This is a genomic window from Ammonicoccus luteus (genome assembly GCF_050880385.1).
In the GTDB taxonomy this organism is placed as follows: Bacteria; Actinomycetota; Actinomycetes; order Propionibacteriales; family Propionibacteriaceae; genus Enemella.
Genome location: NZ_JBNZCI010000005.1, coordinates 225,520 through 246,939 on the forward strand (window position 1 = coordinate 225,520; position 21,420 = coordinate 246,939).

Sequence of the window (21,420 nt, forward strand, 5' to 3'; positions counted from 1 at the left end):
GGTCATCACGCGATGCGCTCGCCGCAGCGCAGTTGACCTTGATGGTGAGCATGAGAGAAGGGCGGGACCTCGATGGGTCCCGCCCTTGCATGCGTGGCAGGTTAGGCGTTCGGGCAGTCGGCCGGAGTGCGCTGAGCGCGCGGGCCGGTGCCGTCGCGCAGGCCGTTGCCCGTGCCGTCGGCCTTGCGCTGACCCTGGGCGCTGCCATCGGCCCTGCGCTGCCCCTCGCCGGCGCCATCGGCACGAGGCTGCTGCTGGTCGTCGGCGTTGTCGGTCTGGCCATGGCGGTGCCGCAGGCCCGTGCCGTCCATCGGTCGAGTGCCGTCGCAGGTGCCGTCAGCGCGTGGGCCGGTGCCGTCACGCGCGGGCCCGGTGCCATCACAGGTGACCGCGGGTGCCGGCGCAACGGGACCGGGATCGGGAGTCGCGAAGGCAGCAGGTGCTCCGAAGGCAATCACGGCGGCGGTGAGCAATCCGAGCCCGGCTCCGAGTGTCTTTTTCATGATCTGCTCCTCTCTTGTGTTCGATGACTTCATTCCATCGCGCGCGGATGAAGGAACAACGAGCCGCATCATGAAGCTTCTGTATGGCCGCCTCCCCGGGTCAAGGTGGATCAATCGGGACCCGCGAGCTATCCGTTCCACCTCGGGATCGTGAGGCCCGGGGGCACATCGTCGCGGTTCTCGGGATATCCATCCATCCGCTCAGTGGCGTCCGCCCACCACGCCAGCGTGCGGTCCCGCAACGGCCCGTCGGTCACTCCCACGTCCGCCAGGGCTGCGGCGAAGCACGCGGCGCCGGCTGCATACATCTCCGCCGCGTCACCATTGCCCGAATGCATCCGGACGACCTCGGTTTCCGTGCCCAGCACGCCGGAATAGCGCGCCGGACCGCCCAGCGCCTCGGTCCAATAGGCCGCCAACCGCGCCGTGTGCTCGGGATGGAAGCCGTGCGAGAACGCGTGCGCGACGATCGGATCAGCCAGGCACCGGGCGTGCCACGCCTCGGCGAGCCGTCGAATTCCCGACTCCCCGCCCAGGCCCTCGAACAGCGTGGTGGATTTCGTCATGGTCCCAGCCTGTCGCGCTTGGTCAGGCTTTGTCTTGAACGATCGGGCAGAACCTGACAGATCCGAATTCCCGGACATAGTCGGCCAGGCTGTCAGAAACCGCATTCTCCGGCCGGTCCACGACAACCACGTCGACGGACCCCCGCGGCAGAGCGGTTTGTGACACGGTGCCCGTGAACCAGCCTGGGGTCAGCAGGGACGCCAGGTCTTGCCACCCGGTGCATAGCACCGCGGACCGTTGTATCCGGGATAACTGCCGGACTCCGACTGGGTCGTCTGCGCACTGGTCGGGCGCGGGGCGGTGGTGGGCGCGCTCGTTCGGCGCGGCTGCGTCGCTGGCGCCGTCCGTTGGGTCCGGGGCGCCGGTGCGTTGGTGCGGGTGTTGCCGCTGACGGGGGCGGAGGTGGCTCGCGACCTGGTCGTTGCCGCGCGCTCGGCGGCCTCACGTTCGGCCTGCTCACGAGCCGCCTCTTCGGCAGCCCGCCGCTCGGCCTCTTCCCGAGCCCTGCGCTCCTCCTCCTCGCGAGCCAACCGCTCCGCCTCGACCAGGTCCTTCCGGTGCTTTTTCAATGCTGTCCGCTGGGTGCGCACCCGGGTGTCCACGTCGCGCACATCGCTGCGCAGCCGGTCGAGGTGTGTCGGCGAATAGAACGCGAGAACCGACGGATCCTCCGGTGTATCCACCGCGTTCAGGCGCGTCAGCAGCACCGAGGCCACGTCAAGGTGTTCCTGCAGCTCGGCTATCTCGGCATCGACCTCAGCAGGGGTGCTGGGTTGCGCGGCCGCCGGCTGCGCGGCCGTCGCGGCCACGAGTGCTGCGACCTGCACGGGCAGCGCACATTCTTCGTTCGGCGCATAAGCCCCGACTTGGTTTCGCTGTGCATCCTCCGAGGCAGCACGAACTTCCGGATAGAAGCGCCGGTTCGGCTCGAAGACGACGGGCGCGCCAAGGCCGGCCGCGGCGATCTCGGCATTGATCAAACTGTCCGACTCGAAGACGCCGGCGAGCAACCGTCCATGCTTGTCGCGGCGCTCCTCGTCGTATTCGAGTTTGATGACCGTCCCGGCAGGCAAGCGATTGGTCAGAAAGGCCGAGGCCTCCGGCCCAAGGCACTCGACTTCCTTGCCCGGATGTTTGGTCTCCGGCGCATCAATGTTCAGCAGGCGCACCGTGTCCGTCTTGTCGCCGATCCGCACATTGATCGTGTCGCCATCGACCACCCGGTCAACGACGACGGTGGGCCGGGCTAGGGCCATGGCGGAAACGCCAGCAGCGACCAAGGCAATCGAAACCCCACCGACGGCGAGGGCAAATCGAGGGCGCACGGAAAAACCTCCAGGAGACGGTGAACTGGCGTCATGTTCCCGGATCGGCACTCCGTGGAGCGCCCGCGCCCACGTCTCGGGCGTCCGACTCCTGATCAACCGCGCCGGCCCCGCGCGGCCGCCAATGCGCTCAGCCCATCGTGCGCTGCCCGTCGATGGCTTCCCGGATGATGTCGGCGTGGCCGGCGTGCTGCGAGATCTCGGCGATCATGTGCAGCGCCACCCGGCGCACGGACCAACTGGTCCCCGGCTCGAACCAGGGTGCTTCCGGCAGCGGCGTCGAGTGGTCCAGGTCGGCCTCGCGCAGGATCTGCTCGGTGGCAGCGGCAACGGTGTGGATGCGGGCGCGAAGCACGTCGAGGGTCTCGTCGTCGCTGAGGACGAAGCGCGTGTCCTCCCATTCGCTCGAGCCCCAGTCACCGTTGTTGTCGGCAGCAGCCGCGTCGACGGCCTCCCAGTCGACGTCCGACTCGTACACACCGCCACCACCGAACGACTCACTGCCGTGGATCGCGAACTGCATCCACCCCTCCTCCGTGTCGGCGACATGCTTGAGCAACCCGGCGATGGTCAGGGCGCTCACCGTGCTGGCGGTCCGCGCCTGCTCCTCGGTGAGCCCCGCGGCGGTGTGCAGCAGGAAGCCCCGATGGCGGGCCAGGGTCTCGATGAGTTCGTCGCGTTCGGTCATTGCGTCCTCCTTGAGCGGCTGGTGACATCAACGCTAGAGCTCAAGGCGGACAGCTCCTGTCCGCAGACGCTGGCTTCATCGCCCGGCGCGCCGGAGTGCCTCCAAGGCGTCGCTGTGGGCGATGGTGTTGTCGCGGACATACGCCTCGTGCTGGTCCTCGATCAGCGTCGGGTCGTAGCGGTAGTTGATCATCACGCCGTGAGCGCGTCGCAGCGCGTCCTCGGACAGGTCCGCCGGCCAGTTCAGCTGCCAGGCCGAGGCGCCGTTGCCGAGGTGGAAGCGGGCGACCGGATCGAGCGGCTCCCCCGAGTCGGCCTTGGCCCGGAGGATGTAGGCCGCAGCCGCCGCGAGAACGTCCGCGCGCAGGGACTCCCGCGTACCCTCCTCCGCACGCCACCCCGCCTCCCCCAGCCGCTCAGCGAGCTCGCGGGCGCGCTCGTCGTGCTCGGCCTCGGCGGCGAGCCACCGGGCGAAACCGGGGACGGGCGAGAGGGTGACGAAGGTACGCAGGCCCGGCAGGTCCGCGGCGAGCGCGGCCGCCACGTGCTTGATCAGGAAGCTGCCGAAGGAGATGCCGCGCAGGCCGGCGAGGGAGTTGTTGATCGAATAGAACACGGCCGTGTCGGCGTCCTCCGGGTCGACCGGGTCGCCGGGCAGCAGCAGCGGGGCGATCGATTCGGGGATGCCGCGGGTGAGCGCGACCTCGACGAAGATCAGCGGTTCATTGCCGGTCGTGGGGTGGAAGAACGCATAGCAGCGCCGGTCGACCGGGTCGAGCCGGCGGCGCAGCTCGTCCCAGCCGACCATGGGATGCACGGATTCATAGTCGAGGATCTTCTCCAGGATCGACGCCGGGGTATCCCAGTCGATGCGCCGCATCTCCAGGAACCCGCGGTTGAACCAGGCGCGGAACAGGTGGGCGAAGTCGGCGTCGATCGCCGCGAGATCCGGGTCGGACTTGGCGGCCCGCAGCAAGTCGGCCCGCATGTGAACGAGCGCAAGGGTCGCGTTGGGCGCCATGTTCAGCCGGCGGAGCAGCTTCTGGCGGCGGGGCTCGGCGGCCTGGAACAGCGTCGCGAGCCGGGCGGCATCCGGCTGGTCCGCCCACGCTGCGTAAGCCCGCTCGATCGGCTCCGGCTCCGCGCCGAACCGGTCGCGGAGATGGGCGAAGAAGATGGGTTTGTCGGTGGGGGGAAGTTCGGAGTACGCCTCCACGGCGGTTTCGGCCACCGCCAGAAGGGCCGCTTCGCCTAGGTGGCCCATGAGGACATCGCACGCCGCGAGGAGCCGTTCGAGCGGCGGTCGGGCCAGCGCCTGCGCGACGGCCTCGGGGCTGTCGGCGTCCCGTTCCTTGCTGCGGCGCTCACCCGTCAGCGCGCGGATGAGGTCGGTGAGAAACGGTCGGGTCCGCTTGGCCATCGCTCCTCCCCTGATCGCCGTCGCATCCCACCCTGACACATGGCGATCGGTGTGTGCCGACGAAGGGCGGACCGCGCCTGTTCGCGCTGCGACTTTCGTCGTACCCGAGGTCGATCAGGTCGGCCGATGGCCGGGGCTGTGAAGCGAGCGAGGGTGGGAGTGACAAGAAAATCAGGCCACGGCATTCCGTGGCAGGCAGGGCGAAGGGCAGCAGCCGTGTTTCTCAATCAGGCCATTTCGGCACTCATCCAGACCGTTCTGTTCATGACCATTCCGTTCATCTGGTGGCTCGTGACCGCACGCAAGCGGAAGGGGTTCTTCCGATGGCTCGGGTGGACGCGGATCAGGACCGATCGACCCCGCCTGCTCATTGCGGCAACCGCCGGCACGCTCGTCGCCTTCTGCGCGTTGAGCCTGCTGCTGGTCCCGGCCCTCGCCGGGCGTACCGGCAACTCGATCTATTCCGGAATGGGCTGGGCCGCGCTCGCCCCCATGCTGCTCAGCGCCCTCTATCAAACGTCCTTCATCGAGGAGTGCGTCTTCCGCGGTTTCCTGCTGAAGCGCGTCGGCGCCCGGTTCGGGATCACAGCCGGCAACATCGTTCAGGCCACGCTCTTCGGCCTCATCCACATGGTGCCGTTCGTCCTCCAGGGCATGAGCTTCGGGCTGGGCCTCATCCTCGCCGTGTTCTCGGGCGCCATCGGCTTCATCGCCGGCTGGATCAACGAACACCTGGCCGGCGGGTCGCTGTGGCCGTCCTATGCGCTCCACGCGCTCGCGAACGTCTTCGGCGCCGCCCTGGTGCTCGTGGGCATGGTCTGACCGGGGCATCGCCGGACGGGTTGCACAGGTCCGGCGTCTCGGACTTCATCGACCGACCCGAGTTCCCCGACATTGTCGGCCCGGCGGTTAGAAACCGCATTCTCCGAGGGGTCCACGACACCCACATCGATGGACCCCCGCGACAGAGCGGTTTGTGACACGGTGCCCGTGAACCAGCTCGGGTCAGCAGGGACGCCAAGTCTTGGTCGCATGATCGACGTGCAACCGCTAAGCGTGGCCACGCGACGATCAGGGTCACGAAGCGCTCTATAGCTGGGCCCCGGATGCGGTTCGGCGACCGTACGGGGCGGTCGCCGCGATCGCGAAGAGGGCGACGAGAGCGGATCCTTGAAGGGCCACCCACAGCCCTTCCGGCGAGCCGAGGCCGAGGTCGGGGTTGACGCCGGCGGGGGTGAAGGCGGTACCCACGACGCCGGCCACCGCGAGGACGCCTGTCGCCACGCGGGCGGCGGGACGCCCACGCCCGGCGAGGGCGTAGGCCCCGGCCATGGCGACGAGGGCGATGCCGAGCGCGCCGGTGCCCTCGCCGGTCCGGAACACGCGGAGCAGATTCGGCGGATAGAACAGGGCGACGCCGAAGATGAGCGGCGCAGCGACGAGAGCCCGCGGCACCGGCCGGCCGGCCCGGCGCAGCCCGGATGCGTAGCCGAGCAAGCCGCCGATCGCCGCGCCCGGCGCCAGGACGAAGACCGGCGTCTGCCAGGTGGTGACCGACGCGTCGCCCGCCAGGTGGACCATCCAGTCCCGGAACGCGCCCGCCCACGCGAACCCGGCCAGCGCGCCTGCCGCGATGCGGGCGGGTGTGACAGCACGGACCATGACGACCTCCTTCCTCGATATTAGGAAGGTAACCTTTCTATTACCCTGCTGTCCATGATGGCGCCCGATCTCTCCCGGCTGAACACAGTGGCGATGCTCGGCCAGGCGTACAGCCTGCTCGGTTTCCGGATTGTCGACGGCGTCGTCGGGGCCGGATATCCGCAGCGCGCGATTCGCGAGGTGTTGACCGGGGCACGCGGCCTCAATCCTCAAGGCGGAGAAGCGATATCATGGCTGATAACGTTAGGAGGTTGGCATGACCGACGTGCTGATTCGCGATGTCCCCGAGGATGATCTGCGCAAGATCGACGCAGAGGCTGCTCGGCTCGGGCTGTCCCGAAACGCCTTCCTCAGAAGGGAGATGCACCGGATTGCCCGGCACCGGACGGTCGGCGCTGCGACGGCTGAGAACTACCGGCAATCCCTTGATGCAGTGCCTGACATCGACTCCGATGAGGTCGCGCGCCAGGCCTGGTCATGACCTCAGGATGGCTGATCGACAAGTCAGCCTACGCACGCCTGGGCCGGTCGCCCGATTTCGAGCTGTGGCTCACCCGGATCAACCGAGGCCTCGTGCACGTGTCCAACCTGACGTTGCTGGAGCTGGGCTTCTCCGCCACCAACAGCCAAACCTGGGCCGACGCACTCGAGTCGCCACCGCTCGCGTTGCTCATGGTGGAATATCTCACGCCGGCGATGGAGGATCGCGCGCTCGAAGTGCAGCAACTCCTGCTGGCTCGCGGCCAACACCGAGCGCCCGGCATTCCCGATCTCGTGATAGCCGCGACAGCCGAGTTCCTGGGCCTCGCGATCTTGCACGTGGACAAGGACTTCGAACTGATTGCCTCCCTCACCGGGCAGGCCGAGGAGCGGCTCACAGGTGTCTTCTGACCTCGCGCGCCTGCTGGGAGCTGTTATCACGCAGCAGCACGGCAGGGTGCTCGAGGAATCCCTGGAGTTCGTCGCCACAGAACCGATCGACGTCGGCGCGTGCTCAGTCGGACGGCGAATTTCGCAACGGCACGCGGTACGCAGCCGGTTTCCCGAAGCAGACTCCCTGCTTGGCCTGCCTTGTCCGCCGACCAGACCGAATTGGCAGATCGTCGCGACGTCATGGCCGCTCATGGTGATCTGCGCTCGGGTCTCCCAGGACACGCAGGTACGCGGCGACGTCGGGGATGAGAGTTCGGATTCGGTCGACGGCAATGTTCGCCAGGACCGAGCTGAGTTCCTGCAACTTCAGGAGGCTCTCGACGAGAAGCGGGGTGGACAGGAGCTTCATCCCCATGAGCGCTTGCGGCCCCCACCACTCGGGGTTGATCTCCGCAGGCAGGTCCAAGTTCTGCGCCAGCAGCGGAGCATCCAGGAAGTCCCAGGGCAAGTCACTCAAGAGGGTGGCTGCGTCGCGCAGGAGCGCCCACACCTGACCCGGCTCCTTTGGCAAGGGCTGCTCGACCACGATACGCGGCACCTTGAGCGCCTCCGCGCACCGGGCGAGATGCTGCACCACGAAGCCCGCGCACATGAGATCCGCAGCGCGCAGTGCCTCCATGACCGCTTCATCGGACGCTTGGGCGGCCTGCCCACTCTCGGCCAAGGCAGCCAAGTCAGCGGCGAGAAGTCCGATCTGCTGCGCGTAGTCCGCCATCCCCGCCGCCACCGCATATCCCACAATGTCCTCCCAGGGGTGGGGTGTGTGCACGTGCCCGCTGCCGGTGATGAAACGCTCCACCGCTGCGAGATCGAGCACCGGATGCGGTGTCAGCCCCACATCGGCGAGCAGTTCGGTGAGCCGGTCATCCCAGGGTCGCAATCCCACGGCGGGCGCACGAATGGCCATCCAGGTATGCGTCCAACCGGTGCGAGTGACGGCAGTGACGACCCGCATGTCGGGATAACGATCGAGGGGGACGGGGGAGATGAGGAGTGCGCCGTCGGCGTCGGACTTGCGCGTCAAGCGCTGGAGCACGACCCGGGCACGCGCAGCGGGCCAACCCCGCAGGATGCTGACCAGCCCCATCGTCTCGCGGAACTCCACCACGCCCCGGTCATAGCGAGCGACCGCATGTTCGATCAACGCTTCTAGACGCACGAGCCCCACGCTAGGTCACGGGCGGCAGGGCCGCGCGCGCCTCAAGCGTCGCTATGACCAACCCTGAGTGACACACCAGCCACCCTGGGTGGAGTGCTATACCACGGAACAAGACGTGAAGTCATGTTTTGGACATGCGAATGTTGAATCGTTAGAAAGCAGCCCCAAAAGTTTCTTGGGGCTCCGCGAGGGCAGTGGCACGGATTGCCGACCTCCTCGCAGCTTTCGCCAACGAAGCCATCACATCCAGGGAGTTTTGTCGTGTCACAAAGTCCGATCCACAAGCCCGAAACCCCTCGCGCCCAGCGCGATGGCGGCCGGAGCCCGAGGCGACTCGTCGCCGGTGGACTCGCCTCTGTGATCGCCTCAGCGGCGCTCGCCACGGCCTCCGTCGTCGCCCCCGCACCGGCCCTTGGCGCAGAGATGGCCAATGCGACCGCTGCCAACCAGGCGGACGTCTATTCTCTCCCGACCGTCAACCTGGCCCCCGAAATCGAGGACACCCTGCTGCGCCACCAGGCGGCCGAGGACCTGAAGCGTCAGCAGGAGGAAGCCGCCCATCGCGCGGCTGCGCCCGTGGCCCACGAGCACTACACCCTCGGCAGCGGCTGGGGCGCTGTCGGCGCCTGGTCGCGCTATCACACGGGCGTGGACCTCCAGGCCCCCGTCGGCACTCCTGTCCATGCCGCGGCCCACGGCGTCGTCGAGGAATCGAAGGCCGGCGGCTGGGCCGGCGTACACGCTGTCATCAAGCACGACGACGGCTCCAGCCTCTATGCACACCTCGACTCGCTGACGGTCAAACCCGGCGACACCGTCGAGGCGGGCGACCTCATCGGCTATGTCGGGATGACCGGGCGCACGTTCGGCGCTCACCTGCACTTCGAGTTCTATCCCGACGGCGCGGCCACGTCCGATCCCTATACCACCAGCGACCCGTCGCGCTGGCTCGAATCACGCGGCGTGCACCTCTGAGGCTGCCGCCTCGTGGGACAGGCGGGCCCTGAGCTGGGTTGCGAGCTTGTTCATCTGGTCGACGTGAGCGGAGTCGCCGTCGCTCTGCACCTCGGCGGGACCAACCCCGCTGGTGATGAGCGCAACGGCGTACCCATCAACGATCCCCATCTGACGGGTCTCGGTGTTGGCCCGCAGCCAGCCACCCTTGTAAGCACTCGAACCGGCGGCACCCAGCCCCCAGCTCTGGGATGTGATCGGCTGCATGTGGTCGAGGATGTACTGACTGCTCTCCGGTGACACCACCCGCCCCTCGTGGAGGGCGACGAGAAACTCGACCTGCCGTTCGACGCGCCAGGTCATCGTGCCCTCCAAGCGGCTCGGGACTGTCGTCTCATCGTCCCCGATGGAACGCAGCACCTTCGTCATCCCCGCCTGCTTGCCGCTCGGGATCGCATTCGCCAGCGCAACCACCGACGTCATGTCGGACTCCGAGAGCGACCGCGACATCTCTCGCTGTTGGGCGGCCGACGCATTCCGCGGGTCGCCATCGCAGGCTTCGTCGAGAAAGGCGGCGACGACCAGCAGTTTCGACGTGGACCATGCCCGTTGGCTCGGGACGCTGCCCTCCACCACCAGACGCTCCGGGGCATCCAATGGCGCGAAGGCCCACGCGTTCAAATTGTCTCCGATGAGGCTCGGCGGTGGCTTCGGGCTCTGCGATGGGCTGGGGGTCGCGGTCGGAGTACGCAGCGGCGACGGCTGAGCGGGCGGGGGCGTGACGGCGGATGATTCGGGCGTACGCTCCGCAGCCGCTGGAGCGGACGGCGGCACACGGTCGACCGGCACCCCACAACTGCTCGACAGGAGCACGACGCCGACCAGAGCGCCCAGCAGAGGTCGGTTCACTGGCACAGTGCGATCCCATTCACGGGCTGGTTGGTGGCACCCTGCGCCAGCGCTGTTTCGGGGAACCAGTCCCAGGTTCCGTCGTCGGCCGTCGCCCGGAACCACCAAGTATTCGTCTGCCCTGCGGTATAGACGGGATTCGGTTCCTGCAGGTCAGCCTGACACGTCACCGTGAGCGTCCCCGTCCTCAACGGGGCCTGGGTCAGCAATCCCGTGGAGGGCTTCCACGTCCGACACGTGGCCACCGGATATGAACCCCACGCTGACACCGCAGAACCCGCACTGCAGGCACTCCCGCTCGACGAAGTCTGGACGACCGGAGACTCCGGCGTACGCGTGGGTTCCTCCCGGCCCGTGCGCTCCCGTTTGGTCGGCGATGGCTCGGGGCTCGGGGTGGGTTCCGGAGCCGCTTCGACGATGGCAGGAGTTGTTGCGTCCGACGGGGTCGGGACGGTCGTCGTCAAAACAGCCTCGTCGCTGTCGCGCAGGGTGAACGCGAAGATTGCGGCAATCAGGGATCCGACCACGATTACGGCAGCAGCGGCAATCGTGGCGCCCTTCTTGCGACTGGGGCGAGGAGGATCCGGAGGAAGCGGCTGACCAGGGGGGACCTGCCTGGAAGGCGGGAAACCGGAGGGCGACCCCGTCATCGTCGGATGCTGCGGGGCACCCCAGGGCGGCTGCGCGGGCGGAGGGTTTCCCCATTGGGCTTGAGGGGCCCACTGCCCGCCGGGTGGCTGCCCCTGTCCCGGTGGCGGGCCACCCACACCGCCGGGATTAGCCCGATCGGGTCCCGGGTGTTGCGGCCCATTGACGTACCCACACCGCACGCAACGAGGCCCTTCTCGCAAGGGTTGCTGGCAACGGGCGCACTGCATGTCAGCCCTCATCTCACCCTCCCCCGGCGGATGGCACACATTGTCATGCCTGAATCAGCATCCTAGGACGCATCACGCTTGGCCTCAGATCATTCCGAGCCCCGCCTGAATCGGCACTGACCGCGACATCGGACGTACGCCCGAACGACGACTCGCTAGGGTCAAACGCACCCACCAGCAGTTGAGGAGCCGCCATGACCCTGACAGTCGCGCCGGGATCCGTGGTGGTCGTCCGCGACGAGGAGTGGCTGGTCACGTCCGTCGAGGCGAAGGACGACGGCCAACTCCTCCACGTCCAGGGCCTGTCCGAACTCGTCCGCGGCACGAACGCGGCGTTCTATGAGTCGCTGGACACCATCACAGCCCTCGACCCGACTCAGGCCCGACTCCGCGCTGACGACTCCCCCGGCTATCGGCGCGCGAAACTCTGGCTCGAGGCGACGGTCCGGAAGACTCCTCTGCCCGTAAGCGACCAATCCCTGTCCGTGTCCACCCAAGCACTGGCTGACCCGCTGCCCTATCAGCACTCGGCCGTCACGAAAGCGCTCAACCCCGACCTCCTGCGCCCCCGCATTCTGCTCGCGGACGCGGTCGGCCTGGGCAAGACGCTGGAGATCGGGATGATCCTCGCCGAGCTCGTCCGCCGTGGTCGCGGTGAGCGCATCCTCATCGTCTGCCCCCGCCACGTGCTGGAGCAGATGCAGCACGAGATGTGGACGCGCTTCGCTCTGCCGTTCGTCCGGCTGGACTCGGTCGGCGTACAGCGCGTGAAACAAGTCCTCCCCGCCACCCGCAACCCCTTCACGTTCTTCAAGCGCGTGATCATCTCCATGGACACGCTCAAGCAGGACCGGTTCGTCCGCGATCTCGGCCGCCACCGCTGGGACGCCGTGGTCATCGACGAGTCGCACAACGTCACCAATACGGAAACCCAGAACAACCGGCTCGCCCGCATCCTCGCCCCCAACACCGACGCGCTGATCCTCGCCTCGGCCACCCCGCACAACGGGCGGGCGGAGTCGTTCGCGGAGCTGGTACGCCTGCTCGAGCCGACCGCGGTCACCCCCAGCAACGAGCTGATCGAGGCCGAGGCCAAGCGCCTGGTCGTCCGCCGGCACCGCCACTCCGACGAGGTCGCCGGCATCGTCGGCGCTCAGTGGGCCGAGCGCGCCGAGCCGAACAATCTGCTCGTCGACGCCTCCCCCGCCGAGGACGCGGTCGCCACCGAGCTCGACGAGATCTGGCTTCACCCGTCATTGCCGGCTGAGGAGCGAGGAACGAGCGTCTCGAAGGCCCCCACCCAAACGCGGCTCTTCCCGTGGACGCTCGCGAAGGCGTACCTCTCCTCCCCCGCCGCCCTCCGCGACACCATCAGAGCCCGCCTCAAGTCCAGCACCGACGAGCGCGAGATCGAGGCACTCCAGCGCCTCGACAAGCTCAACGACGCCTCGTTCGCGTCGTCGGCGAAGTACGCGGAGCTGCTGAAACTCCTGACCGAGATCGACGTCAAGAAGTCCAACCGCGCAGTCGTCTTCGCCGAGCGGGTAGCGACGCTGCACTGGCTCCAGGACAAGCTCTGCAAAGACCTCAAACTCAAGCCCGAGGATGTCGAGATTCTTCACGGCGGTCTATCCGATGAGGAACAGCAGCGCATCGTTGAATCGTTCAAGCAGGCAACCTCTCCGATCCGAGTCCTGGTGACCGGCGATGTCGCGTCCGAAGGCGTGAACCTTCATCGGCAATGCCACGAGCTGATCCATTTCGATATCCCGTGGTCGCTGATCCGGATCGAACAGCGCAATGGCCGAATTGACCGGTACGGCCAGCTTCATTCCCCGCGCATCACCACGCTGCTGCTCAATCCGAGTTCGCGGCGCTTTTCGGGTGACGTCCGCGTGCTCACCCGCCTCATGGAAAAGGAAGCCGAAGCCCATCGCGCACTCGGCGACGCCGCCTCCCTGATGGGCGCCTATTCGGTGACGGCGGAGGAGAACGCGATTCGCGAGGTGTTGGCCGGGAAACGGGATTTGGATGAGGTCGTACGCAGCCCTAAGCAGGTGGTTGAGACCGATTTCATCGGGGCTTTCCTGGCGGGCTGGGAGAACGTCAAGGAGCAGGCGCCTCGCGCGGCGACGACCCCCAACAAACCCACCTATCCGGACCTCGATTTTCTGCGCGATGCCCTCTATGAGGTCTTCGGCACTCCCGAGGCCCCGACCAGCGCCAACGGCGTGAACTGGCGCGAGCATGCCCACCACGGCACGGTGGAATTCACCCCGCCCGCCGATCTGCGTCAGCGCTTGGAGGTCCTCCCGCAGAGCTATCTGCGCGATCGCAAGGTGACCGAGACGCTCAAGCTCGCGACGACGGCCCAGCGTGGCAAGCAGCTCCTCGCCGATGCGCTGACCGACGAAACCGACTCGTCGTGGCCGGAGGCGCACTATCTGTCTCCACTCCACCCGGTGCTGGAATGGGCCGCCGACCGCAGCCTCGCGTCGCTCGGCCGCAACGAGATCTTCACCGTGCGAGGTGCGGTCGACTACCCGACGTTCGTCGTCCTGGGCACCCTCACCAACCTCCGCGGACAGGTCGTCGCCGCGAGCTGGATCGCGGTCGAGTGGACGGGCACGAACGCCTATCCGACCACCTATGACTCCCCGCGCGAGCTCCTCGAGCATCACCCGATCGACCAGCACAACCCCGGCCCGATCCCCGACCTCGACCGCTATCAGGCAGCCGTTCCCAGGGCCGTTCAGGCCGCCGAGAACGATCTCGCCCTCACCTTCGCAGCGGCGGAGCAGGCCACAATGGATCGCGTCGCCCGCTGGCAGCGCCGCGCCGAGGCGTGGCAGGAATCGGCCGACCATCTCGCGCAGCGCGCCGAGATCAGGAACCGCAGAACCGGCGTACGCGATGAAGCCGAGCTCATTGCCGAGATGGCGCCCGATCGCCGACTCGTGCGGCCGCTGCTGCTGATCGTCCCCACAGCGACCTCGTGATCGCTTGGCGCTCGCAACCGTCAACCAGGCATACGGACCGTCTGGAACAATTACAGCGATGAAAGTTTCCACAATGGCCAGTACTGTTGCATTGTGGATCTCGAACTGTTCCAGAAGGCGCCCTTCGGTGACTTGATACCGATCTCTGGGACGAGCCCGGATGGGACCCCATGGCATCATCGCGCGTTCCTCCCTCATGCGCTCGGCGATGACAGCCCTGAGCTGACCGGCGAGGCGTACCGACGCGTCGGGGACGCGCGAGCCGCATTGGCAGCGCTCGACGCCACGGCACAGCGACTTCCGAATCCCAGCCTCTTCCGCACGTCGACACTCCGGCTGGAAGCTCAGTCCACTGCAGCACTCGAAGGAACCTATGAGCCATTGGCAGACGTGCTCGCGGCGGACTCGGAGGACCCTCAGGACGCCTCGATGCGGGAGGTCCTGAACTATGTAATCGTGGCCGAGACGGCGTTCGGGTGGGCTGAGGAAGGGCGCAGGTGGACAGTTTCCTCGCTCGCAGACCTACAGGCCCAACTCATGGACGGAACCTCATCAGAGCGCGAGTTCTCGGGAATGGTGCGTCCCATCCAAGTCGTCATAGGGCGTCGCGACGAGGTCCCGTTGACTGAGCTGCCGATCAAGGCGGCGCGCTATGTTCCGCCACCGCCTGGCCACGATCTCGAAGCCCGCTTGGGCGACCTCATCAACTGGATGCAAGAGGATCACAGCGCGCAGATTGACCCTGTGGTCGCGGCGGCGATGGCGCATTACGAGTTCGAGGCACTGCACCCATTTCATGATGGCAATGGTCGACTCGGCCGGCTGCTGATCGTCCTGCAGTTGTACGCATCAGGGGTGCTGGCTGAGCCAACCCTCTCCGTCTCACCGTGGTTCGAACAGCGCCGATCCGAGTACTACGACTCGCTGCTGAGCGTGTCGTCCAATGGTGACTGGTCAGGCTGGGTCGAGTTCTTTGCCCTTGGTCTCGCACAGTCTGCGAAGACTGCACAGAAGCGGATGCTCGACCTCGCAACTGTCCAAGCGCACCTCAAGGATCGCTTGCGCGCCACCACCATTCGAACCGCGAACGCCCGCGTGTTGATCGACTTCGCTGTAGGGCACCCGATCTTCACCGTCGCCCAAGCAGCAAAGGCGATGGCCATGGGGGCAGCGGGCGCGAAGAAGTTGATCGACTCCATGGTGCGGCACGAGATCCTCCAACCATTTGGTGCTCGCGTTTATCAGCGTCGGTTCCATGCTCCCGAGGTGACTGACGTCCTTCTCCGCGGCGGCTGACGCCGCCGCATCGCACACCGGGCCCGAGCGGGAGCGCTTCACCCGGATCATCCTTCGCCGACGGGAACAATGACCTGAGGCAGCTCTGATGAGGTCGAGCGCGAGTCCTGGGCGTGACTTCAGGATGGCCGATTGACTCAGTGTTTCAGCGTTCGCGTGCGTCGTGGCTACCGCCATCACGACAGCAGCCGCGCACACCAAATCGGGTGTACGCGAGAACGAGGCCTCAGTGCGACGCCGCGATGTTCAGCACGTTCCCGCTGGGGTCCCGGACGAAGAACCGGCGTACGCCCCACGGCTCGGTGACCAGCGGATGCACGATCTCGTATCCCCGCCGGCGCGCCTCGGCATACGCGGCGTCCACATCGGCCACCCGGATCGTGGCCACGGAGTCCTCGGGCGCGGTCGCGTCGCGCGTGACCATCTGCAGATGTGCGCCCGAGTCGGGGCACTCATAGCGGACCACCCAGCCTTGGTCCATCGTCGCCTCCAGCCCGAGGAAGTCGCCGTAGAAGTCGTCTGAGCCGTCCCGATCAGCCATGGGCAGATTGGTGATGATGTCGGAGATTCCCATGCTGGCATTGTGCACGATCGAACACATTCCGTAATGTGACTGAACGAACACATCGCGGGAGGTGGCATGAACAGGCGCGTAGCGACGGCCGCGGAGCTGGGTCGCGCCATCCGGGACGCTCGCAACGAGGCGAGGCTGACCCAAGAGGAGCTATGCGCCGCAGCCCACGTCTCGCGACGCTGGCTGGTCAGGCTCGAGCAGGGACATCACGCCGCCGAGCTCAGCAAGGTGATTGACATCCTGCGGGCATTGCAGCTCGACATTGCGCTGGCCCCGCGTCCGGAGATCAAGGAACCGACGCTGGCCGAAGGCGGGCTCCACGATGACGCCACAGATGTCAACGACGCTCTGAGAGCTGCGCGGAAGCGCCGAGGTTAGGACTGCTTTGGCCAAGGCCAACCGTTTTACTTTATGACTTAACGTAAAACGGAGCGCCTGTCCGGAGTACCTTTCCGCGCAACCTCCCACGGCGCACACATGCCCCTTCTCGCCCGATCACCCCCGCGAGCACACGGGAACACGAGCGTCGCGTCGATCGCCAGAACCACATCTGGAAGGATCGGTCCATGTCCGGGGGAATGAACTGATGGCTACCAGTGATGCTTTGGTCGTGGTCGAGGACTGGATCTCCGAGCACTACTTCACGTCTGACGCGACCAAGGAGACCTTCCGCAAGCACGTCCTCGACCGCCGCAAGGAATGGGACGCAGACAAGGCCACGTCACCGCTCGCACGGTTCACGGCCCAGCGCGCCCAGCTGAGTTCGGATCTCGCGGCTCTGCACGACTACGACGTCGCCGATGAGGCCTCCGAGGCCGACGATCCCAAGCCGAACCCGGTGGACCTCCAGCTCAACGCTTCGGTCCAGGACAAGCTGCTCACGATCCTCGGGTTCACGACCGCTCCACTCACCATCACCCACGACGGTCCGCTCATCCGGTACGCCACCCCCGGCATCGACGCCCCCGCCCCGTTCGTGGTCGTCCGCGCGAAGCCGATCGAGACCCCGACGGACATCTTCGCCAAGAACGAGTCCACGCTCGCGACCCCAACGACCCTCGACGACACGGACTACACCTCCACCGCCCGCTTCCTCTCCGCTCTCTTCGTCTCCGACGAAGCGCCGAAGTTCGCGCTCATCCTCGCGGGCCGCTGGGCCGTCGTCGCAGAGCAGGGCCGCTGGGCCGAAGCCCGCTGCCTCGCGATCGACCTCCAGACAGTCGCGGACCGCAACGACACCAAGCGCGGCGGCGAGATCGACACGGCCCTCACCTGCCTGGAGGCCGCCTCGCTCGCCCCGACCCCGGACGGCGACATCTGGTGGGAGAAGGTCTTCGAGGACTCGGTCAAGCACACGGTCGGGGTGAGCAAGGACCTGCGTGAGGGCGTACGGCTCTCGATCGAGATCATCGCCAACGATGTCGTACGCCGCCGCCAGGCGGAGAACCTCCCCTCGCTCCCTGCAGAGGACGCCCAGCCCCTCGCGACCGAGGCGCTGCGGTTCCTCTATCGAATCCTGTTCCTGCTGTTCGCCGAGGCGTCGCCGGAGCTGGAGGTGCTGCCGACGGGCGCGCCGGACTACGACCAGGGCTACTCCCTCGATCGCCTCCGCGAGCTCGTCCTCGTGGAGCTGACCTCACCCCAGGCCAGGGAGGGCAAGCACTTCTATGAGTCCCTCGCCGTCCTCTTCAAGCTCGTTGACCGCGGCCACAAGTCCGAGGACGGCCTCACGTTCAACTCCCTGCGCGCGGACCTATTCCTCCCCAAGGCGACGGCACGGATCGATGAGGTCGGGCTGTCGAACGAGGCGCTGCAGAAGGTCCTCCGCCACCTGCTCCTCAGCAAGGAATCGCGCCGCCAGGACCGCGGCTTCATCTCCTATGTCGAGCTGGGCATCAACCAGTTGGGCGCGGTCTATGAGGGCCTGATGTCCTACACCGGCTCGTTCGCGACCGAGGATCTCTATGAGGTCGCGAAGAACGGCGACCCCGAGAAGGGCTCGTGGGTCGTGCCGATCGACCGCGCGCATGACATCGCGGACAGCGATTTCGTGAAGGTCGAGGACGAGGCGACGGGCGAGAAGCGGCCGGTCATCCATCGGCGCGGGACGTTCGTGTTCCGGCTCTCCGGGCGCGAGCGGCAGCAGTCGGCCTCGTACTACACCCCCGAAGTCCTCACCAGGTTCACCGTCTCCCAGGCGCTGGAGGAGCTGTTGGATCAGGACGGGCACACGACCACGGCGGCCGAGATTCTGCAGTTGTCGGTCTGCGAGCCCGCGCTCGGCTCGGGCGCGTTCGCGATCGAGGCGGTACGCCAGCTCGCTGAGCAGTACCTTCGCCGCCGCGAGGACGAGCTCGGCGAGAAGGTCGATCCGGAGGTACGCCCGCAGGTCCTGCAGCGGATCAAGGCGTCGATCGCGCTGCATCAGGTGTATGGGGTGGACCTCAACGCGACCGCGGTGGAGCTGGCGGAGATCTCGATGTGGCTGGACACGATGGCCGCCGGACTGGAGGCGCCGTGGTTCGGGCTTCGGCTGCGTCGTGGCAACTCGTTGATCGGGGCGCGCCATGCGGTCTACACCGAAACCGACCTCAAGAAGAAGACCTGGCTCAAGGCGCCTCCCACCGACGTACCCCTCACCAACCTCGTCGACGCCCACAACTCCAGCAACCCGTGTGACTCCGGCATCGAAGGCCGCATCCACCACTTCCTCCTGCCCGCCGAGGGCTGGGGCTCGACCGCAGAGTCCGCCGAGGCGCGGAAGCTGGTCCCCGAGCGGGTGAAGGCGGTCCGCGACTGGTCGCGTTCCCTGCGCAAGGCCCCGACCACCGCGCAGATCAAGCGGCTCAAGGGCTTGAGTGAGCGGGTGGAGGTGCTGTGGACGTACGCCTGGCGCCGCCTCACCATCGCCGAACAGCAATCCGCCCGCGACATCGATCTCTGGCGCAATCCCACGACGGCTGAGGAGGCCGCTCGCGGCCGTCTCGAAGCCACCGTCACCCGCGAACAGATCGAGGAATCCCTCGCCGACCCCGATGGCGCGTACCGCCGCCTGCGCTTGGTCATGGACGCCTGGTGCGCACTGTGGTTCTGGCCGCTGACTCTGCCGGACGGAGAATTCGGTACGCCGGTCGCGCCGCCGGGCTTCGACCAATGGCTCGACGCGCTCGAGGGCATCCTCGGTACCCCCGTCCAAGCCACTCGCGCCGACCGCACCAAGGCCAAGAGCGGTCAAGCCGTACTCACCTCCTCCTCCTGGGAAGCCCTCGGCGAAGACGAGGAACTGGACCGTACGCTCGCCGGTGCCCGGCGGATTGCCGACGTCGAGGCGGACAACCCCTGGCTCGGTGTCGTACGCGAAGTCGCCGCACGCCAAGGCTTCTTCCACTGGGAACTCGACTTCGCCCCCGTCTTTGGTCGCGGCGGATTCGACCTCCAGGTGGGGAATCCACCGTGGGTACGCCCGATCGTCGACGCCGACGCTCTTCTCGCTGAGACCGACCCCTGGTGGATGCTGGCCCTCAAACCCAGCGAGGCACAGCGGACGGCCAGGAGGCAGCAGACGCTGGCCCACCCCAAAGCCGTACAGCTTCTGCTCGAAGGAGCTGCGGAGCAGATCGCTGGCGCTGCGTTCATGGGGAGCGGCGTGACCTTCCCTGTGCTCACTGGCCTGCAACCTGACATGTACCGCTGCTTCATGGCTCGCACATGGGCGAACGGCTCAGTGCAAGGAACAATCGGGCTGATTCACCCTGAAACTCACTTCACAGATGAAAAGGCGGGCCTACTCCGAGAAAGCACCTACACGCGTCTCAGGCGGCACTGGCAGTTTGTAAATGAGAAGACCCTGTTTGAGATTGACCACCACGTCAGCTTCGGTGTGCATGTCTATGGACGGCTAATCAGCTCTCCAAGGTTCTCCAACGCATCGGCGCTATATCATCCCGAAACCATCGAACGATCTCTACAACATGAGGGCCAAGGTGCCCCACCCGGCCTCAAGGACGAGGAGGGCAACTGGGACCTCCGGCCTCATGGCCAACGGATCGTGAGCGTAAACGATGAGGTGCTCGGCGTCTGGCGAGACGTACTAGAGGAGCCAGGCTTCTCACCGCGTCGTACCCGCATGCTTTACACAGTCAACGCCGCTGTATCAGATGTACTGGCTAAGCTGGCCAAGGCCACTCGCTTTGGTCAGCTTGGACTCCAGTTCTCCTCGGGGTGGCACGAGAAGATGGACCGAACAAAGGGCCGTTTCGAGCAGCGTTGGGGGGCCCCTCAGTCGTGGCGCGACGTCATACTGCAGGGCCCGCACCTGCACGTGAACAATCCAGCGTACAAAGTTCCCAACTCCACGATGAAGCACAACCTGGACTGGTCCGACGTCGATCTGGAAACGCTGGCCTCCGACGCAGTCCCCGTCACCGCGTACAAACCCGCCGGCGATCGATCTATCTACGACGCCGCTTACACCCACTGGGACGGCACGCCCGCCCGCGACCATTACCGGGTTGCCTGGCGCGCGATGGCTGCGAACACCGGCGAACGGACCTTGATTCCAGCCGTCATCCCGCCCGGCACATCGCATATCCACGGCATCGTTAGTGGCGCTGGGGTACCGAATGTCGACCTGATGAAGGCACAAGCCGTAGCAGCCACGCTGCTTGCCGACTTTGTGGTGCGCTCAGCACCGAAAGCCGTCGTCTACCAGGGAGCCTTCAACCGACTGCCGTTGCCCGGCCATCACCCGCTCTGGCCACACGTACTGCTTAGGTCCCTTCGCCTCAACTGCCTGACAGAGGCGTACGCAGAGATGTGGCACGAGTGCTGGAACCCAGCGTTCACGCATGACTCATGGATCCTCGATCACACGGTCCTGCAACTCAGCGACGTATGCCTTGAGTGGACCCCCAATACGCCGCTGCGCCGAGCGATCGACCGCCGCCAAGCGCAGGTGGAGATCGACGCACTCGTGGCGCTCATGCTGGGGGTGACAGCCGATGAGCTGTGCACGGTGTACCGCACCCAGTTCGCCGTGCTCCGCGGCTACGACAAAGACAAGTACATCTATGACGCCAACGGCCGTCTTGTCCCGACACCAGTCCTCCAGGCCTGGCGCAAGAAGGGCGAGTTCCTTTCCAACGAGGACCGCACTCACGCGAATGCCGCGGGCAACACCTACGTCTACGAGCTTCCGGTGACTGCGTACGATCGCGAAGTGGATATGCGCACCGCGTACAGAGAGTTCGAAGCGCGACTGGCCGCGCTCTCGACGCGGGATCGACATGAGTGACCGGGCAACATTCGTCGGCGCGGATACTCGTATCGAAGAGCTCGGATTCCCTGGCTGGACCGATGTCAGTCAACGTCTTTCCATCGCTGATCTGTTCTTCAAGAAAAGCAACCGGTGCGGCATCTACGTGCTCGGCTTCGCGGATGGTGAGCGGTACGTCGGCCAGTCCATCGATGTGGTCAAATGAGGTTTCCCCAGAAGCGTGGAGGCATCGACAATAGGGAATGAGATGCCAGAGAAGCGTAAGAAGTACGACCGGGA

19 protein-coding genes are annotated in these 21,420 nt (G+C 66.4%); 9 read left to right on the forward strand and 10 right to left on the reverse strand.

Features of this window, described 5'->3' with window-relative positions; genetic code table 11:
- Positions 1-101: 101 nt before the first annotated feature.
- From ACQ260_RS13225 to ACQ260_RS13245, 5 genes are all read right to left on the reverse strand, one after another.
- Positions 102-503 carry a hypothetical protein gene (locus ACQ260_RS13225; RefSeq protein WP_432559921.1) on the reverse strand — a complete coding sequence of 134 codons (402 nt, stop codon included), beginning with the start codon at positions 501-503 and terminating at the stop codon, positions 102-104.
- A gap of 128 nt (positions 504-631) precedes the next feature.
- Positions 632-1,069 carry a globin domain-containing protein gene (locus ACQ260_RS13230; protein WP_432559922.1) on the reverse strand — a complete coding sequence of 146 codons (438 nt, stop codon included), beginning with the start codon at positions 1,067-1,069 and terminating at the stop codon, positions 632-634.
- Positions 1,070-1,258: 189 nt separating this feature from the next.
- Positions 1,259-2,395: a thermonuclease family protein gene (locus tag ACQ260_RS13235; RefSeq protein ID WP_432559923.1), complete on the reverse strand. Its 1,137-nt coding sequence runs from the start codon at positions 2,393-2,395 to the stop codon at positions 1,259-1,261.
- A 130-nt stretch (positions 2,396-2,525) separates the two neighbouring features.
- Complete coding sequence (locus ACQ260_RS13240; RefSeq protein ID WP_432559924.1) at positions 2,526-3,083, reverse strand: DinB family protein; 558 nt, start codon at positions 3,081-3,083, stop codon at positions 2,526-2,528.
- A gap of 75 nt (positions 3,084-3,158) precedes the next feature.
- Positions 3,159-4,502 (reverse strand): malonyl-CoA decarboxylase domain-containing protein, encoded by a 1,344-nt coding sequence (locus ACQ260_RS13245; protein ID WP_432559925.1) that lies wholly within the window; start codon positions 4,500-4,502, stop codon positions 3,159-3,161.
- Between the two features lie 216 nt (positions 4,503-4,718).
- Here ACQ260_RS13245 and ACQ260_RS13250 point away from each other — a divergent pair, with 216 nt between their 5' ends.
- On the forward strand, positions 4,719-5,324 hold the full coding sequence (locus ACQ260_RS13250) for a CPBP family intramembrane glutamic endopeptidase (RefSeq protein WP_432559926.1): 606 nt from the start codon (positions 4,719-4,721) through the stop codon (positions 5,322-5,324).
- Between the two features lie 267 nt (positions 5,325-5,591).
- On the opposite strand, the gene ACQ260_RS13255 is transcribed toward ACQ260_RS13250, so the two are convergent.
- Positions 5,592-6,164: a hypothetical protein gene (locus ACQ260_RS13255; RefSeq protein WP_432559927.1), complete on the reverse strand. Its 573-nt coding sequence runs from the start codon at positions 6,162-6,164 to the stop codon at positions 5,592-5,594.
- Positions 6,165-6,420: 256 nt separating this feature from the next.
- Between ACQ260_RS13255 and vapB the strand changes: the two genes are divergently transcribed.
- Entirely contained in the window at positions 6,421-6,645 is a 225-nt protein-coding gene (gene vapB / locus ACQ260_RS13260; RefSeq protein ID WP_432559928.1) for a type II toxin-antitoxin system VapB family antitoxin, read from the forward strand.
- Entirely contained in the window at positions 6,642-7,055 is a 414-nt protein-coding gene (locus tag ACQ260_RS13265; protein ID WP_432559929.1) for a PIN domain nuclease, read from the forward strand. The genes vapB and ACQ260_RS13265 overlap by 4 nt, the downstream gene beginning before the upstream one ends.
- Before the next feature lie 220 nt (positions 7,056-7,275).
- On the opposite strand, the gene ACQ260_RS13270 is transcribed toward ACQ260_RS13265, so the two are convergent.
- Entirely contained in the window at positions 7,276-8,256 is a 981-nt protein-coding gene (locus tag ACQ260_RS13270) for a hypothetical protein (protein WP_432559930.1), read from the reverse strand.
- 261 nt (positions 8,257-8,517) lie between these two features.
- Here ACQ260_RS13270 and ACQ260_RS13275 point away from each other — a divergent pair, with 261 nt between their 5' ends.
- Positions 8,518-9,231: a M23 family metallopeptidase gene (locus ACQ260_RS13275; RefSeq protein ID WP_432559931.1), complete on the forward strand. Its 714-nt coding sequence runs from the start codon at positions 8,518-8,520 to the stop codon at positions 9,229-9,231.
- On the opposite strand, the gene ACQ260_RS13280 is transcribed toward ACQ260_RS13275, so the two are convergent.
- Positions 9,211-10,119 (reverse strand): serine hydrolase, encoded by a 909-nt coding sequence (locus ACQ260_RS13280; protein WP_432559932.1) that lies wholly within the window; start codon positions 10,117-10,119, stop codon positions 9,211-9,213. The two genes, ACQ260_RS13275 and ACQ260_RS13280, sit on opposite strands and share 21 nt — an antisense overlap.
- On the reverse strand, positions 10,116-10,646 hold the full coding sequence (locus tag ACQ260_RS13285) for a hypothetical protein (protein ID WP_432559933.1): 531 nt from the start codon (positions 10,644-10,646) through the stop codon (positions 10,116-10,118). The genes ACQ260_RS13280 and ACQ260_RS13285 overlap by 4 nt, the downstream gene beginning before the upstream one ends.
- Before the next feature lie 545 nt (positions 10,647-11,191).
- Here ACQ260_RS13285 and ACQ260_RS13290 point away from each other — a divergent pair.
- Together ACQ260_RS13290 and ACQ260_RS13295 are read left to right on the forward strand one after the other, a co-directional pair.
- A complete protein-coding gene (locus ACQ260_RS13290; RefSeq protein WP_432559934.1) occupies positions 11,192-13,996 on the forward strand; it encodes a helicase-related protein in 2,805 nt (934 codons plus the stop codon).
- A gap of 93 nt (positions 13,997-14,089) precedes the next feature.
- Positions 14,090-15,292, forward strand: coding sequence for a Fic family protein (locus tag ACQ260_RS13295; RefSeq protein ID WP_432559935.1), 1,203 nt, complete (start codon positions 14,090-14,092; stop codon positions 15,290-15,292).
- A 226-nt stretch (positions 15,293-15,518) separates the two neighbouring features.
- Here ACQ260_RS13295 and ACQ260_RS13300 read toward each other — a convergent pair whose 3' ends face one another.
- Complete coding sequence (locus ACQ260_RS13300; RefSeq protein ID WP_432559936.1) at positions 15,519-15,866, reverse strand: VOC family protein; 348 nt, start codon at positions 15,864-15,866, stop codon at positions 15,519-15,521.
- A gap of 66 nt (positions 15,867-15,932) precedes the next feature.
- Here ACQ260_RS13300 and ACQ260_RS13305 point away from each other — a divergent pair, with 66 nt between their 5' ends.
- From ACQ260_RS13305 to ACQ260_RS13315, 3 genes are all read left to right on the forward strand, one after another.
- On the forward strand, positions 15,933-16,244 hold the full coding sequence (locus ACQ260_RS13305) for a helix-turn-helix domain-containing protein (RefSeq protein ID WP_432559937.1): 312 nt from the start codon (positions 15,933-15,935) through the stop codon (positions 16,242-16,244).
- 208 nt (positions 16,245-16,452) lie between these two features.
- Entirely contained in the window at positions 16,453-21,159 is a 4,707-nt protein-coding gene (locus tag ACQ260_RS13310; RefSeq protein ID WP_432559938.1) for a DNA methyltransferase, read from the forward strand.
- The gene (locus tag ACQ260_RS13315) at positions 21,152-21,346 is read left to right on the forward strand and encodes a hypothetical protein (RefSeq protein WP_432559939.1); all 195 of its coding nucleotides are present in this window, start codon (positions 21,152-21,154) and stop codon (positions 21,344-21,346) included. The genes ACQ260_RS13310 and ACQ260_RS13315 overlap by 8 nt, the downstream gene beginning before the upstream one ends.
- Positions 21,347-21,420 lie beyond the last annotated feature (74 nt).